This is a genomic window from Flavobacterium sp. DG1-102-2, assembly GCF_033042555.1.
In the GTDB taxonomy this organism is placed as follows: Bacteria; Bacteroidota; Bacteroidia; order Flavobacteriales; family Flavobacteriaceae; genus Flavobacterium.
Window position 1 is genome coordinate 474,770 of record NZ_JAWLIK010000001.1, and the last position, 16,642, is coordinate 491,411.

Sequence of the window (16,642 nt, forward strand, 5' to 3'; positions counted from 1 at the left end):
CCCGTTTAACTATCTGAATAAAAAAGCCTTAATTTTGAATGTAATTAAATGAAATGACATATGGAAAGGATTGTAAACTTTGAAAGCATTAATGATTATAATGTTTTTAATAACCACAAAACGCTGCATCCGTTAGTAAGCATAGTAGATTTATCTAAGGCCAGCCCAAGGCTGCCCTACAAGATGAATTTTGGCATCTACACCGTTATCCTAAAAGATGTTAAGTGTGGTGATCTTAAATACGGAAAGCAATATTACGATTACCAGGAAGGGACTCTTGTATTTTTTAGTCCGGGTCAAACGGTGGAAATTGAAGATACAGGTATTGCTTACCAACCGTACGGTCACGCTCTTATATTTCATCCTGACCTGCTTGCAGGAACATCACTGGGCAAGCTTATGGACGATTACAGCTTTTTTTCGTACAGTACCAGTGAAGCGCTGCATTTGTCTGAGAAAGAACGACAGATTATACTTGACTGTTTCGACAAGATTGCTACAGAACTTGAGCGTGGTGTTGACAAACACAGTAAAAAACTAATTGCAAGCAATATAGAACTGCTCTTAAACTATTGCGATCGCTTTTATGATCGTCAGTTTATTACCCGTGACAACGCAAACAAAGGCATTATAGAACGTTTTGAAAATCTTTTAAGCGAGTTTTTCCTGGAAAACAAAGCACAACAAATGGGCTTACCAACTGTTTCTTATTGTGCCGATCAGTTACACCTTTCGTCCAATTATTTTGGCGACCTTATAAAGAAAGAAACCGGACGCACCGCACAGGACTATATACAGACAAAAATAATAGCCATTGCTAAAGACCGTGTTTACGACCTCACAAAATCGGTTAGCGAAATTGCATACGAACTAGGCTTTAAATACCCACAGCATTTTACAAGATTATTTAAACAAAAGGTAGGCTGTACTCCTCTGGAATACCGTAAAGTAACCGACATGATACAGGCATCTGATAATTAAACTAATTAAAATATTTATAAACAGCAATTGGAGAATCTGATTGCTGTTTCATTGTTAAATAAAATCTGGTATAGGCACTAATAAACATTTATGAAACAAAGCTACCTTTTACTACTTTTATCATTTACCGGGCTATCTGCACAAACAAAGCCCAATGATTCTATAAAACGTCTTGATACACTGTCTGACCATTATCTCGAAGAGGTAGTTGTATCCGCTTCACGTACGCCGGAGAGCATCTTAAAATCTCCGGTTACAATAGAAAATATAAGTAATAAGGAAATTAAAAATATGGCTGCACCATCCTTTTTTGATGGGCTTGAAAACATAAAAGGCGTTCAGATGCTTACACCTAGTTTAGGTTTTAAGATTATTAATACACGCGGTTTTGCTAATACTACGAACGTGCGCTTTACCCAAATGGTAGATGGTTTTGATAACCAGGCACCGCATATAGGCGCACCCATAGGCAACGCTATGGGGCCTACAGACCTGGATATAGACCGGGTTGAAATTATTCCGGGTACTACTTCTGCACTTTATGGGCTGAACGCTATTAACGGCTTGGCAAATTTTATTACTAAAGACCCTTTTTCCTCAACAGGCATTACCCTGCAGCAAAAGACAGGGGTAAATCACTTGGGAGACACTAATTCAGGTGCTACGCTATACACTGAAAGTGTTTTCCGTATCGCAGAAAAACTAAGTGACCGCTTTGCATTCAAGGTAAATTTTTCCCTTACAAATGGACAGGACTGGATTGCCGACGACCGTACAGACCTAAATGCAAATGCAAATACGGGCATAGGGATTGCAGGAGGTGTAAACAATCCGGCTTATGATCCTGCAAACGGCTATGGTAACGAATCATCTAACAGACGCACACTTACTTTAAACGGTACGCGTTATGTAGTGGCACGTACAGGTTATGCCGAAAAAGATGTTGCGGATTATGACATTAAAAACATCAAATCTGATATCGGGCTTTATTATAAACTTAGTCCCAAAACCACTATATCCTACAACTACCGATTTGCTGACCTCAATAATGTATACCAGCGTGCCAATCGTTTTACGCTAAAGGACTATAGATTACAACAGCACACTCTCGAACTAAAAAATGACATTTTTCAGATTCGGGCTTTTGCTACTGGCGAAGATACCGGTAATTCCTATAACCTTCGGTCTGCCTCAGAAAACCTTGACCGTCGATTTAAAACGGATAATGACTGGTACGCCGATTTTACCAATGCCTTTACGAATGCCACCGGTCAGCCGGGTATGAGTACACAGCAGGCTCTAACCCTGGCACGCAACGCGGCCGACTTGGGAAGGCTGCAACCCGGCACGGCCGAGTTTAAACAGGCTCTAAATGAACTGGCCGATATAAACAACTGGGATGAAGGCGCTGCCCTGCGCGTTAAAGACTGGCTGGTGCATGGCGAGGCGCAGGTCAATATTTCTAAAGCCATTAGTGCTGACTTTGAAAACAATACTGGATTACAATTGCTTGCCGGAGCCGATTACCAATCCTATATCATAAAGCCTGATGGAAATTATTTTGTTAACCCTACAGCAGCAAATCAATTTTCCACGCTAAGCTATGGCAAAACGGGAGGCTTTATACAAGCTGGTAAAAACCTGTTTGAAGGTCTTCTGAAGCTATCGGCTACATTAAGGGTAGATAAGAATGACTATTTTGACGTAAAATACAATCCAAGGTTTTCAGCCGTGCTTACACCTGCACAGGGACAGAGTATCCGCTTTTCATTTCAGAGCGGGTCTCGTTTTCCAAGCATATTCGAAGCCTTTAGTAATGTAAACAGCGGCGGTGTCAGGAGGGTTGGCGGCCTGCGGGTAATGTCAGACGGTGTATTTGAGAATGGTTACCTGCGCAGTTCTATAGATCGTTTTCAATCGGCCGTAACAAACGATTTCAACAACGGCGCTACACTTGATGATGCAATACAAAGCAACAAGGATTTACTTCAAAAAAACACTTACACTTACCTGAAACCAGAGAAAATCAATTCGTTTGAGGCGGGTTACAAAGGGCTGTTCTTTAACCGGGCGTTGAAAGTAGATGCCGATTTTTACTTTAACCGCTATAATAACTTTATAGCCCAGATTGAAATGAATGTACCCCAAACCACCGATGCTGCTCAGATACCCTACTACCTTAATGACCGTGCCCTGCAAGACCGTTACCGTATTTATACCAACTCACAGAGTGTAGTATACAACTATGGTGCAAGCCTTGGGCTTAGCTACGCAATAACACAGCAATATGCTGTAAGCGGTAATGTATCATACGCCAAGCTAAGCCGTACTGATAATGGCGATGGGTTTGAAGACGGTTTTAATACGCCGGAATGGATAGGCAATGTATCTTTCGCTGGAGAAAATGTCTGGAGGACTCTTAGCTTTAATGTGACCTATAAACGTCAAAGCAGCTTTTACTGGAAATCATTCCTGGTAAATGGAGATGTAAAGGCTTATGGGACGCTTGACGCGCAGGTTAGTTACGCGTTACCTGAATCGAAGCTGGGGATAAAAATCGGAGCCACAAATCTTACCAATACCTACTACAATTCATTTCTGGGAGGCCCGGCAGTAGGTGGCTTGTACTATACAACACTTACTTACCAATTGCAGTAACTGTATTACAATAAATAAACCGTATATTTATTATAGAAGATATTTAAGTATGCCTGTAATTTACCTCGATAATAATGCAACTACCCGTTTAGACGATAGGGTACTTACTGCTATGCTGCCTTTTTTTACAGAGCAATATGCTAACGCCGTAAGCAGCCATTTATTTGGCCTCACTATAAAAGAGGCTGTTGAAAATGCCCAGCAGCAGATTGCAGATTTAATTGGCGCACGCCCAACAGAAATTATCTTTACCTCCGGAGCTACAGAATCTATCAACTTTGCCATAAAAGGGCTTGGTAATAACAGCCGAAAACATATTGTTGCCGTTACTACGGAACATAAAGCTGTACTTGATACCTGTCCCTATATGGAAAAAGATGGATTTACTGTAACATACCTTACGGTAAATAAAAACGGGTTGATTGACCTTGATGAACTGAAAGCTAACATAACTGACGATACACTCCTTGTTTGTATTATGCTTGCCAATAACGAAACCGGTGTAATACAGCCAATTACAGAAGTTGTAAATATAGCTCATACAAAGGGCGCACTTTTATTATGTGATGCTACACAGGCAGTTGGTAAAATCCCCGTTAATGTAAAAAATTTAGGTATTGACCTAATGCCGTTTTCGGCACACAAGTTTTATGGACCGAAAGGCGTGGGAGGATTATTTGTGTCATCTAAAATTAGTAAACTGCTATCACCCCAAATACACGGCGGAGGCCAGCAACGCAACCTTCGCAGTGGCACACTCAACGTTACGGGAATTATCGGACTTGGTAAAGCCAGTGAAATAGCCCTTACAGATATGCAGGATGATGTTTTAAGGATTAGGGATTTGCGAAACAGTCTGGAGAAGGAGCTATTAAAAATTAAAGGCAGCTCTATAAATGGTGATACTGACTCACGCCTGCCCAATACCACAAACATCTGCTTTCCTGGTGTTAATTCTGAAAAACTGATCATCGGGCTGCAAAATATTGCAGTATCCAGTGGATCTGCCTGCTCGGCTGTAACTACCGAGCCCAGTCATGTACTTAAGGCAATGGGACTAAGTGATGCAGATGCACTCGCATCTATACGCTTTAGCCTCGGTCGATTCACTACTGCTGAAGAAATCGAAACCGCTATTTCAAAAGTTACCGAACTGGTAGTTAAAATGAGGCAGCAGGTTATTTAAAATCAGGCAGGTAAAAAATAATCGTCAAAGTCAATGTTTAATAACTCATTTAAATTTTCCTCATTTTCCTGTAAGCAATAAACCCCAAAAGCCAATTGTTTTTGGTAGTCAAAAAGGCGTTCAAGTTTTATATTTGTAAATTTTCCCCTTAGTTTTTCAACAACAGGATAATGGGTCAGTTTATCTTTGCCTGCCGCATTATACGCTATGAAATATACAAATCGATAATCATACGGAATGTCCTTAAATATATTTTGCCAATCCGGTTCAATGCCTTCAAGAAAATAGTAATAAGGGTCTACATTAAAACTGTGGTATACTAAATTGCCAAGTCCCATCCCTCCATAACGCATACAATTAATTTCGATAGGTACTAAAGCGTCCCCACACATCTTAAACTCGCTATGCATGGCAAAATCAGTTACCTGTAATTGCTTGTTTAACTGATTAAAAAACGTTTTTGCCTTCTGATATACCGCCTCATGCACACCTCTGGATGAATAATATATCATGTGCAGGTATTCTTCATGCTTTGGTAACGGATGATGATATATATTTACAATACAGGCTGCACCCTCGCTATTGTAAAACATATCTACGGCATATTCCTCTCCATCAATAAAATCCTCAACTATAAAGTCCTTTGTACTAAGTACGGCATCTCCAAACATACTACCATTTCTGGCAAGTTCAGCGATAATAGTTTCATATACATCTCGCATATCAGTGTTACTGTCCACAATTTTTACCGCAGTACCAAAACAACCTTTAAGTGGTTTAACCACTGATTTTCTATCAATATTTAAATTGGTTAACTCATCTAAAGCTACTTTCTTAATTTGGTAATGGGCATCTTTAACCAATTCCCTAAAGCAGTATTTATCCTTTAAAACCTCAATAGCCTTTCTTTTATTGGTATCATTTGGCAGGCATCCCAAAACTTTTTCAATAGACGATTCTGAAATAAGCAATACTTTTTCGTTACCCGATAACACACCCGTAAGTTTAAGTGTATCTGAGTCTGATATTATTTGTAGATTATGGTTTTCAGGCAATGTTTGTAGTGTACCCGATTCTGAGTTATCTGAGTTAATCAAAAAAATATTCACTGGCTGGTTTTCCATGGTCAATAGTTAATTGTGTCGATTTCCTTCCCTTACGCTAAATACATGCAGCACTTGCGGAAAGATTGCCTGCAGGCTCTCCTCTACCCCTTTTTTAGACCCAGGCAGCGTTATAACTAATGTATCGCCCGCAAAACCTGCAACACCACGGCTTAGCATTGCGGTTTTTACCCTGTCCTGCCCATAGGCACGGGCAGCTTCCATAATACCGGCAATCTCTGTATCTATAAACGGTCGTACAGCCTCCGGGGTTACATCACGTTGCGATAATCCTGTACCTCCTGTAAAGAGAACTAAGTCGGTTTTAGTTTCAATAAGTCCACGTAATACCTGTTGTATCGTTTCAATTTCGTCAGGTACAATCTGATAATCGATTTCATCATATCCCTGGGAGCCAAGAATTTTCATAATCACCTTACCGGAACTATCTTCTTTTTCACCTTTAGACACTGTATCACTGCAAACCACGACTGCACATTTCAGGTTTTGAGGAAAATTGTTTTTATCCGATTTACCGCCATGTTTTTCATTTAGACGGATATTTTGTATTTCAACATTCTTGTCTATCGGCTTTAGCATATCATACATTACCAGTGCCGCGACAGAAGCACCATGCATGGCCTCTACCTCTACCCCGGTTTTATAAATAGTATGCACTTCTACAGATATTATCACAGCCAGGCCTTCAATGGCATAGGTAATACTGGCGTACTCTACCGGAAGCGGATGGCAGTCCGGTATTACATCGCTGGTTTTTTTAATCCCGAAAAGTGCTGCCGCACGTGCAAATTCAAAGATATCGCCTTTAGGTACTTTTCGCTGTTCTACAGCATCAATGGTTTCCTGCTTTGAAGTCAGCACTATCGCAGTAGCGATAGCCTTGCGCAGTGTATTAGTTTTATGTGTAATATTTACCATATTATTTATTTACTTTCCACTGGTGGGTGGCATCTTCAAAAATTTCTCTTCCCCATACAGGTAGTTCTGCTTTAATACGTTCTACTACCTCATTGGAGGCTTCGGTAGCTGCTTTACGGTGTTTAGATGATGCGAATACAAAAAGGCATATTTCGCCTGTATTTATTGTGCCAAGACTATGGTGGATATGCATGCACGTCAGCTCATATTTGTCAAATATTTCTTCGCGGATTTCGTGCATTTTTTCAAGGGCCATATTCTCATGTGATGTGTACTCTATAGCACTGACTATTTTACCATCAATTTCATCAGCACGCACCTGTCCCAAAAAAATGGCATGTGCTCCAATATTTGTCTTCGCCGAATGCTTTGCAATACTGTCGGCTATAAATGTGGGACTGATAGCACCCTGCGTAAATATATTTTTAATGCTCTTATCCATAATCATGTTCTTGTAATGCTAAAATGCCGCCTGTAAGGTGGCTAATTTTCTTCTGTTTTCTGTATCTATTTAAAAAAAGCTGTCCGGCTTTCAAACTGCGCTTACCGCTTTGGCAAAACAAGATGATATTGTTTTCTTTAATTTCCGGCAAATTATCTGTCAAACCCGATAGTGGTAACGAAATGCATTGAAACAGCGCTTTCGGCAATTCATTGTGCTCCCGCACGTCTATAATAATTGTGTCAGACTTATCCAATACAGATAAAAATTTCTGGGGGGACAGTTCATTTATGCCTTTTTCCTTCATACCGCAAAGCCATTCATAATCAGTTGCTTTAAAAACAGCCATATCTTTTGGTATCAATTTAAACACAGAATCATCTGCTGAAAGCTCAAAGATATGCGTTGCATAATTTAGTAAATTGAACGTCATCAGCGTTCCTGCCTGCACTTCGCCAATTCCGGTTATGACTTTTATCGCCTCAGTAGCTTGCAGTGTACCTATAATTCCCGGCAATACGCCAAGTACTCCTGCCTCATTACAATCCTGGACTTCAAGAGAGTTAGGTGGCGTAGGAAACAAATGTCTGTAATTCAACTTATTACCAGTAACATCTGCTACATTGAATACAGAAACCTGCCCTTCATATTCCGAAATCGCTCCAAAAATTAATGGTTTATCCAAAAGTACACATGCATCGTTGATAAGGTAACGCGTTGCAAAATTGTCGGTACAGTCAATTGTTACATCGTGTTCTGCAATCAGCTCAAGCGCATTTAATGTAGATATAGATTCGCTTTTAAAAGTTATAGTAATTTCAGGATTTAAGGATTTCAGCCTTCTTGAAGCAACTTCCGCTTTAGGCTTGCCAATATCTTCGGTCGTAAACAATACCTGGCGTTGCAGGTTACTTAACGAAACCATATCATGGTCAACAATAGTAATTGTCCCAACGCCGGCAGCAGTAAGGTACTGCAAAGCCGGACAGCCCAGGCCACCGGCACCGACAACCAATACTTTTGCCGCAGCAAGCTTTTTCTGCCCCTGCAATCCAAATCCTTTCAGGCTGTAATGCCTGGCATATCGTTGGTTAACTTCTTTCATTTTATCCTCCCGAATAAGGCGGCATTAACGCCACCACATCATTTTCTGATAAGCCTTTAGTATCAGTTATTACTTTATTATTAACTGCGATTGCATATTTCTTATCCGCTAAAGCGGGAAACTCTATTTGTAAAGCCGCTTTTAAAACGGCAGTGTCTATCGCTTCCATATACAGTTGGCTTCCTGTAATCTCAGCTATTTGCCCAAAGGCTAGAACTTTAATTTTCATATTATTTAATCTGTTGAATGCTAACCTTCGAAAAGTTTTTCACATAACGCCTGCCCGTTGCCCTGTCTGTGGGTGTAAGTAACATAATACCTTCCTTTTGATTTATGGAAGGTGTTTTATTAACCTCTGTAACAATGAGGGTTTGATCACCAGTGGAGCTGTTAAACAGCTCATTCCAGGAATACACCACCTTATAGCCGTCATCAGCAATACACACTATGTAAAACTCGCTTAACACTTTTGGAGAATTCACGCTAAATTCAGCCTTCGACAATACGTCTTTAAGCAACACGCCTTTAATGCCTTTAAGCGTGCTCTTGTATTCATGTTTGTGGTTTAATATTTGCAGGCTGTCAATGGTTTTACTTTTGAAAGACTTAAGGTTATCAAAGCTAACGACTAATGGTTTGGCAATTGCTCCCTCTATGGTAATTGTTTTAGTAACCTGACCATTAGCAGAAAGGCAAAATACCAACCATAGCAAAAAAACATAAATATATCGCATAACTAAGCTGTCGTAAATAATAGTTTATATGATGCAAGCAGTAGTACTGTGGCAAGTGTGTATTTTAAAACATTCTGATCAAATTTCTTAGAACCAAAATACGCTCCCAGCAATCCTCCCGCAAAAGCTACCACCACATACATAAACATGTTTGAATTAAACACAATACCCTGAGTAAACTGGCCCATAAGACCAGCTACCGAATTTACAAAAATAAATAACGCACTTATAGCTGCCGTTTGTTTTTGGTTTGTCCATTTGAGCAGCAGTAATATCGGTGAAAGGATAATTCCACCGCCAATGCCTATCATACCCGAAAGTAATCCTACAACACCTCCGGTACCAGCAGCGACATAAGTATTGTGCGGTTTTAGTTCCTCATCAGGCACATTTTTAAAAAAGAAAAAACGTATTACAGGAAACAGCAGCAGAACTCCCAGAACAGTCTTGTACAGACGGTCTTCAACGGTAACCATTCCACCTAAAAATGCCATTGGCACCGAAGCTAAAGCGACAGGAATAAACAATTTCCATTTGAAATGCCCTCCCCTGTAATATTGAATAAAAGAGGTTAGCGATACAAAAAGGTTAAGCATTAAAGCAGTGGGCTTCATCTCTTCCGGGGCTGCACCATACAGCGCCATAAGTGCCAGATAGCCACTCGCTCCGCCGTGTCCTACAGCAGCATATAAAAACGCAACAAAAAAAAGTATAATGTAAAAGAGTTCTAAAGACATGTATCAAATTTATATTTATAAGGGCAAAAGGTGTACTTCAACACTGTCCCCGCCTTTGCATCCTTCAGAATCTTCAGGCAGCACCAGAAAACAATTGGCCTGAGCAAACGAATGAAGCCTGTATGACTCCTGTGCGTGGAGTGGAGTTACATTGCCATTATTATGGTAAGCTTTTAGGAAATGGGTAAGGCCTTGTGGTTTTATATAATCGTGGGTAGCAATTGCTGCGGTTTTTGTCACAGAACCAGGTAGATTCATCATCTTTTCAAGAGCTGGCAGCACATATTCATAAAAGCAGGTAAGTGAAGACGACGGGTTACCCGGAAGCCCAAATATTGTAGTAGTACCTTTTATTCCAAAAAAGAGTGGCTTGCCTGGTTTTTGTTTTATTTTATGAAATTTTTGTTCAATATCACAAGCCTCAGCAGCTGCCGGAACATAGTCATAATCACCTACGCTGACACCTCCTGTAAGCAATACCACCTTACTTGTAGCAAGTGCATATTTTAAACACTTTTTAAGTGACTCAGGGTCGTCTTCAGCATGCATTACACCGATGTTTTTTATTCCTGCTTTTTGCAGCGCCGCTTTCAGCTGAAAAGAGCTTGCTTCATATACCTGGCCAAATTTTAATGGCTTACCCTGTTCCTGCAATTCATTTCCTGTGAGAATAATACTCACATCGGGAGGACTGTATACGGAAACTTCTGCACAGCCAATACCCGCTAAAAAACCAATGGCAGCAGCCGAAAGGTATGTCCCTTTTTGCATGGCAACTTGTCCTTCGGTAACTTCTGATCCTTTAGGCCTCACGTTAAGGCCAAGAATTATCTTATCATCCAGTATTTTTATCATCCCGTTTTCAACAGCTACTTTCTCTTGCATCACTACTGTATCAGCACCTTCGGGTAATGGTGCACCGGTAAATATTCTTGCTGCCTGTCCATTTCTTATAAGTATCGACTCTGTAGTTCCGGCAGCCATCTCACCGATTATCTGTAGATCATTATCCTTATCGGCAAACTTAATTGCATAACCGTCCATGGAAGACTGCACAAAATTAGGTATGCTTACCGTAGCGATTATATCGTTTGCCGTTACAAGGCCAAAAGCCTGTAATAAAGGGAGGATTTGTATGTTTGTATAGCTTACAGATTCATTAATAAACTGCTTTGCCTGTTGTACATTTATCATTTATTAATGAGGTTATTATAATCTTCAATAGTATCAATGTCAATTGCTCCTTTTTCAAAGGAAATTACAGCCATATCGTCTTTATATTTTGCAATAAGCTTGCGTGCGCCTTCCTGCCCTTTAAGATGCAGCAATGCATCAAAATACTGCCTTTCAAAAAGCGCTGGCACACCTGTAACTTCTGCATACTGAGAGGCAACAATACCTGTACCTGATTTTTGTTGTTGAAGAACCAGCTGTTGGAATACTTCCGCATTAAGATGAGGCTGGTCACAAACACTTATAATACAGCTTTTTAGTTTAGGGTAAACAAGAAGTAAATGCTTAAGTCCCGTCTTTATAGAAGAAGCCATGCCATCTTTCCAGTTGGGGTTATGACAGGTTATTATGCTTAGGCCGGCTATATCGGCTTCAATAGTATCGTGCGCTGAACCTGTCACTACAATTACAGCATCACCTGCAAATAACGTTGCTTCACGCGTTACGCGGTTTATAAGGCTTGTGTCTTCGTAGTATAAAAGCTGCTTGGGCTGCCCAAGCCTTGAAGAATTCCCGGCAGCAAGGATAATAACACCTATACTCATCCTCCTATAGTTATCATGCTGCGGTTTTGCAATTTGCCCGCATCAAGATCTTCAAATTTTTGATCCATCTGTCCACCCAATGCTTTTGCCTTAGCTTTTACAGCACCTATAATAAGTGGTAACACATCCTCACCACGCCTTAAGCTCCCTAGAAGGTCGGTTTCTGTTTTAGAGAACAGGCAGTTTTTAAGTTTGCCATCTGCAGTAAGTCGCATACGATTACAACCTTCACAAAAAGGTGAACTCATAGTGCTTATTACTGCAAAAGTTCCTATATGACCGGGTATCATAAAATGTTTTGCGGTATCATTAGGGCCTGCTTCTACCGGCAGGGTCTCATATTCTTCGGAAATTTTGCTCAACACATCCTTTAAGGTAAAAACCTGATTACTAGTCCACTGATTACCAGCAAAAGGCATGAACTCTATAAAGCGGATCTCAAGCGGATAGTGTTTAGTCAGGGCAATAAAGTCGTTTATCTCATTATCATTAAGCCCTTTCATTACCACCACATTAATTTTTGTACGTATATTATGCTGCAAAAGCAGTTCTATATTGCTTCGCACACGGTGATATAAATCCCTGCGCGTAATTTTAAGGAACTTATCGGGTTGCAGGGTGTCAAGGCTTATGTTAATGGTACTGATATTGGCGGCCATAAGCTCTGGCAGCATTTCGTGCAAACGAACGCCATTTGTCGTGATAGCTAATTCAATACCTAACTTTCCCAATGCCTCGATGATCTTTGGAGCATCCTTACGTACTAAAGGTTCGCCACCGGTAAGGCGTATCTTTTTTACGCCATTGTCTACAAACAATTTTGCCAGCTGCTCTATCTCATTCACCTGCATTAGCTTTGATGCCGGAGCAAAGGCATACTTCTCTTCTGGCATACAGTAAAAGCAGCGCAGGTTGCAGTTATCGGTAAGCGATATCCTGAGGTAATCGTGCACTCGTCCAAAGGTGTCTGTTATCATATTATTGTATCACGATAGTGGTATCGTGTATTTTTTGGGTTTTGAACTTTAGAGATGCACCTGTTTTTCCGCTTATCACTGCTTTAATTTCAGCAACAACCGAAATAGCGATCTCTTCTGATGTTTCTGCGCCTATATCCAGGCCTATGGGCCCATAGATCCTGTCAAGCTGCGCATCATTTATAATAATGCCTTCCTGTTGTAAATCGTCAAACATACGGTTAAGTTTCGTCTTTGGCCCGAGGATACCTATGTAAGGTACTTCAGTTTCCAGCAACATTTTCAATAAAGCGAGGTCATATTTGTAATTGTGAGTCATTAATACAAAACAGGTTGACACATTAATTTTAATTTGTGCTATGAGCTCATCCGGTTTAGCCAGAAATACCTGTTTGGCATCGGGAAATCGTTGTGGCAATGCATGTGTTGCACGACCATCGCCCACTACAACATCCCAGCCTATTAACGACGCCGCTTTTACAACTGGTTGTATATCATTACCTGCGCCGGCTATTACTAATTGCAGTGATGGAGAAATATATTCAATTAGGGCTTCATGATTTTGTTCCTCAATTGATACCTGTTTAATCAACGAAATATGGTTTTTCAATACAGTTTCTGCATCAGGTAATAATTGAAATGCCGTATTATTGTTGCAAATGGTAACACCTTCCCTGTAAAATAGTGATGTCCCAATCTGTTCTTGATTCCTCTTCAGGCTGTAAATTGTTACCAATACAGCATCGCTAAGCTCTTCCTCTAGTTTTTTAAGTAGGGAGATAGGATTATCCTGTTTAGTTTCATCTATATATTCAAAAAGGATATGCACAATACCATTACAGCCTAACTGTACACCAAACTCTACATCATCTTCATTATTAGTATCATAAGTAATAAGCTTATTTTGCTGCTGGTTAATACACAAAAGCGCTTTACGAAGGGCATCACCCTCAAGGCATCCTCCGCTTATCGCTCCGGTTAGTAAGCCTTCATCAGTAACCAGCATTCTGGCACCTGGCTGCCGATACGAAGATCCCTCGACCTTAACTACAGTAGCAAGGGCAGTTTTTATACCAAGGCTATGTGCAGCATCATAAGCTTTTATGATATTTGAAATTTCCTTCATACTATAAATATAAGCTGTGGGCAGAAATTAATGCCATTTTTAATGATGAGTTTAATTCAGCATTTTTATACTTCTTCCATTTTAAATGGTAATGTCCTCACACGTTTGCCGGTGAGGTCAAAAATAGCATTGGTTAGTGCAGGCGCAAAAGACGGTAATCCCGGTTCACCTACACCGCCTGCATCTTCGCCATTCTCCATGATATGTACTTCAATAGGCGGAATATCATAGATACGAGGCATTTGGTACGAGTGAAAATTTCTTTGATCAACCAGTCCATCAGTAAAGGTAATTTCGTGCATGGTAGCAGCGCCAAGGCCCATTACGATAGCACCTTCTACCTGTGCCCTAACAATGTCAGGATTTACATACCAGCCACAATCCATGACGGCCCAAACCTTGTCAATCTTTACTTTTCCATCTGTTTTACGTGAAACCTTAACCACCTGAGCTACGGTCGCTTCAAAACATTCTGTGATAGCGACACCAAAGCCTTCGTTCTTTTTGCGGTTTTTCCATCCTGATACCTCTTCCATTTTGTCCAGAAGTTTTTGGCTGCGCTCATCGGTCAGGTACTGCCTGCGCAGTTGCATAGGGTCCTTGCCAGCAGCGTGTGCCACCTCGTCAAGAAAACTCTCGTAGGCAAATCCGTTAGTAGAGGCATAAACCGATCGCCACCACATACTTGGCATTGGCATTTCGAAAATCACCTCGGCGAAGCTTATATTTTTAATTGAATCATAATACGGTTTCAAGAATCCTTCGCTCGTACTGCGGTTAGCTTTTTCTTTGTTTTTAGGGTCGCGCCAGTGGTCATTATTCTGACCTGACATACGGAACTTCAGTGCATCGATATTTCCATTATCAATCGATGCTTCACAACGATAGGTAATACCTGGGCGATAAGGGCCTTGCGTCATCTCGTCTTCACGTGTCCAAACCACCTGGACAGGCGCATTAATTTCTTTTGAAATTACAGCAGCCTCATGCGGATAGTCCATAAATGCCTTACGCCCAAAGCCGCCACCAAGGAAGGTCATGTTTACAATTACATTTTCTCTTTTAAGCCCCATTTCTTCACTCAGCGCATCCTGAATCCAGTCCGGTGCCTGTATAGGACCCCAAATCTCTACCTTATCGCCTTGATAGTGTGCCACACAGTTTAGCGGCTCAATGGGCGAATGCGACTGAAAAGGCGTTTGATATATTACATCCAGCTTTTGTGATGACTTTGTAAGTGCAGCGTCAGGATCTCCCTGTTTTTTAAAGGATAATCCTTCTTTAGTTTGTACATTTTCAAGCTGGCGTTTATAAATATCGGCAGTATTAATATGTTCAAATCCGCTATCATCCCATTCTATTTTAAGGGCTTTTTTTCCCTTAAGTGCGGCATAAGTACTGTTAGCTACTACAGCTACACCTTCACGATAGGTTTTAAAGACCAGCATTTTTATTTTGAAAACTTTTTGTACACCCGGTACTTTTAAAGCTTCCGAGGCATCAAAACTTTTTACTTTACCCCTTAGTCGCGGATTGCGCTCTACAGCAGCGAAGAGCATTCCCGGCACACGCTTGTCAAGGCCAAAAATGGCAGTACCGTTAGTTTTCATTGGTGTGTCGAGGCGCTTAAGAGGTTTTCCGATTAATCTGTATTCAGAACGTTTTTTAAGCTTCACGTCCGTCGGAGGGGTTAGCTTTGACGCAGCAACTACGAGTTCGCCATAATGTGCTTTTCTATCCGATTTTTTATGAATAACATGTCCATGTTCTGCATGGCATTCTTTGTGGGGTACAGCCCATTGTGCAGCCGCCGCCGCAATTAACATTTCGCGCGCTGTTGCCGTTAATTTTAAAAAGTTCTTATAATTTGAGCGTATCGTGGAACTACCACCAGTCACCTGACTGCCATATTTTTTATCCCCTTTACCAAAGATGATATTTACATTATTAAGGTCTACCTCAAGCTCTTCAGCGAGTATTTGTGAAACCGATTGGTAAGACCCCTGACCCATTTCAGCACGGTGGTCTACAAGTGTTACCTTACCCGAGGTATCTATTATAACCCAGGCATTAAGTTCAACACTTTGGTTAGCGGCATTTCCTGCATTTATAACCGTAGCACCTGCCTCCGTACCTGAACTGAAAAGACCAAGGTATAAGGCTGTGCTGCCAAGACCTGCAATTTTAAGAAAGCCTCTTCTTGATATATCTGTTGTTGATGACATAATCTTATATTTAGTTTGTTAAGGAGCAGGTGCATAAGCACCTTTTTCAATCCACTCGATCCACGCTTTTTTGAATTCTTTGTGGCTTAATGGCGGTTTTTTAAGCCCTTCGCCAGGATTCCATCCTGTTTTTACAAGACCATCGTCGGCGTGTTCTATAAGTTTCTTTAAGTCCTTATGTCCATTTTGGCTTGGATCTATCAACTGCTTAGCCAACTCATGAGCTGTTTTTCCTTCAAAAACCATTTTCATATCAGCTGGTGGTAAATGCCAGTCCGGATGACCTGGTGGCATATGTAGACCCGGCGTATTTTCGGGCTGGTGGCAGTTAGTACATTTCATTGCATAAATTCCTTTTCCGTCCTTACCTCTTTGCGGCATCATTTGATGGATATGGCTGTCCTCTCCCTGCAATGGCACGTCACCGATAGGATGACAATTCATGCAGCGTGGGCTCATTAATACCGTATATACTTTTTGAAAAGCCTTTACAGACGCTACACTGTCTTTCTTAACTTCTTTTATAGGAGAATATTCACTTACCTTTGTTTTATCGTTATTAAAGGAAAATGCCATAGCAAGCGCAGAAACAGACAGCAATGCCACAATTGTCACTCTTGAAGCAATCTTATTATTCGTATTTTTCATGGC

The 16,642-nt window shown here is 40.8% G+C and carries 16 protein-coding genes; 3 read left to right on the forward strand and 13 right to left on the reverse strand.

Going from position 1 to position 16,642, the window contains the following annotated elements:
* The first annotated feature begins 60 nt into the window (after window positions 1-60).
* The 3 genes from R1T16_RS02015 (at window position 61) to R1T16_RS02025 (ending at window position 4,825) form a co-directional block, all read left to right on the forward strand.
* Window positions 61-981: a helix-turn-helix domain-containing protein gene (locus R1T16_RS02015; protein WP_317499386.1), complete on the forward strand. Its 921-nt coding sequence runs from the start codon at window positions 61-63 to the stop codon at window positions 979-981.
* 90 nt (window positions 982-1,071) lie between these two features.
* A complete protein-coding gene (locus tag R1T16_RS02020; protein WP_317499387.1) occupies window positions 1,072-3,639 on the forward strand; it encodes a TonB-dependent receptor plug domain-containing protein in 2,568 nt (855 codons plus the stop codon).
* A gap of 49 nt (window positions 3,640-3,688) precedes the next feature.
* A complete protein-coding gene (locus R1T16_RS02025; protein WP_317499388.1) occupies window positions 3,689-4,825 on the forward strand; it encodes a cysteine desulfurase family protein in 1,137 nt (378 codons plus the stop codon).
* Window positions 4,826-4,827: 2 nt separating this feature from the next.
* On the opposite strand, the gene R1T16_RS02030 is transcribed toward R1T16_RS02025, so the two are convergent.
* The 13 genes from R1T16_RS02030 to R1T16_RS02090 form a co-directional block, all read right to left on the reverse strand.
* On the reverse strand, window positions 4,828-5,949 hold the full coding sequence (locus R1T16_RS02030; RefSeq protein WP_317499389.1) for an ATP-grasp domain-containing protein: 1,122 nt from the start codon (window positions 5,947-5,949) through the stop codon (window positions 4,828-4,830).
* Window positions 5,950-5,958: 9 nt separating this feature from the next.
* On the reverse strand, window positions 5,959-6,867 hold the full coding sequence (gene moaCB / locus R1T16_RS02035) for a bifunctional molybdenum cofactor biosynthesis protein MoaC/MoaB (protein ID WP_317499390.1): 909 nt from the start codon (window positions 6,865-6,867) through the stop codon (window positions 5,959-5,961).
* 1 nt (window position 6,868) lies between these two features.
* Window positions 6,869-7,309: a molybdenum cofactor biosynthesis protein MoaE gene (locus tag R1T16_RS02040; RefSeq protein ID WP_317499391.1), complete on the reverse strand. Its 441-nt coding sequence runs from the start codon at window positions 7,307-7,309 to the stop codon at window positions 6,869-6,871.
* Window positions 7,302-8,414, reverse strand: a complete 1,113-nt coding sequence (locus tag R1T16_RS02045) for a HesA/MoeB/ThiF family protein (RefSeq protein ID WP_317499392.1) — start codon at window positions 8,412-8,414, stop codon at window positions 7,302-7,304. The genes R1T16_RS02040 and R1T16_RS02045 overlap by 8 nt, the downstream gene beginning before the upstream one ends.
* Window position 8,415: 1 nt before the next feature.
* Window positions 8,416-8,643 carry a MoaD/ThiS family protein gene (locus R1T16_RS02050; RefSeq protein ID WP_317499393.1) on the reverse strand — a complete coding sequence of 76 codons (228 nt, stop codon included), beginning with the start codon at window positions 8,641-8,643 and terminating at the stop codon, window positions 8,416-8,418.
* A gap of 1 nt (window position 8,644) precedes the next feature.
* A complete protein-coding gene (locus tag R1T16_RS02055) occupies window positions 8,645-9,148 on the reverse strand; it encodes a molybdopterin-binding protein (RefSeq protein WP_317499394.1) in 504 nt (167 codons plus the stop codon).
* 2 nt (window positions 9,149-9,150) lie between these two features.
* Window positions 9,151-9,885, reverse strand: coding sequence for a sulfite exporter TauE/SafE family protein (locus R1T16_RS02060; protein WP_317499395.1), 735 nt, complete (start codon window positions 9,883-9,885; stop codon window positions 9,151-9,153).
* A gap of 15 nt (window positions 9,886-9,900) precedes the next feature.
* Window positions 9,901-11,079 carry a gephyrin-like molybdotransferase Glp gene (gene glp / locus R1T16_RS02065; protein ID WP_317499396.1) on the reverse strand — a complete coding sequence of 393 codons (1,179 nt, stop codon included), beginning with the start codon at window positions 11,077-11,079 and terminating at the stop codon, window positions 9,901-9,903.
* Complete coding sequence (locus R1T16_RS02070) at window positions 11,076-11,663, reverse strand: nucleotidyltransferase family protein (protein ID WP_317499397.1); 588 nt, start codon at window positions 11,661-11,663, stop codon at window positions 11,076-11,078. Before R1T16_RS02070 ends, glp begins: the two co-directional genes overlap by 4 nt.
* Window positions 11,660-12,640 (reverse strand): GTP 3',8-cyclase MoaA, encoded by a 981-nt coding sequence (gene moaA / locus R1T16_RS02075; RefSeq protein ID WP_317499398.1) that lies wholly within the window; start codon window positions 12,638-12,640, stop codon window positions 11,660-11,662. The genes R1T16_RS02070 and moaA overlap by 4 nt, the downstream gene beginning before the upstream one ends.
* Before the next feature lies 1 nt (window position 12,641).
* The gene (locus R1T16_RS02080) at window positions 12,642-13,766 is read right to left on the reverse strand and encodes an XdhC/CoxI family protein (RefSeq protein WP_317499399.1); all 1,125 of its coding nucleotides are present in this window, start codon (window positions 13,764-13,766) and stop codon (window positions 12,642-12,644) included.
* 65 nt (window positions 13,767-13,831) lie between these two features.
* Window positions 13,832-15,991, reverse strand: coding sequence for a xanthine dehydrogenase family protein molybdopterin-binding subunit (locus tag R1T16_RS02085; protein ID WP_317499400.1), 2,160 nt, complete (start codon window positions 15,989-15,991; stop codon window positions 13,832-13,834).
* 18 nt (window positions 15,992-16,009) lie between these two features.
* A complete protein-coding gene (locus tag R1T16_RS02090; RefSeq protein WP_317499401.1) occupies window positions 16,010-16,639 on the reverse strand; it encodes a hypothetical protein in 630 nt (209 codons plus the stop codon).
* Window positions 16,640-16,642: the final 3 nt, after the last annotated feature.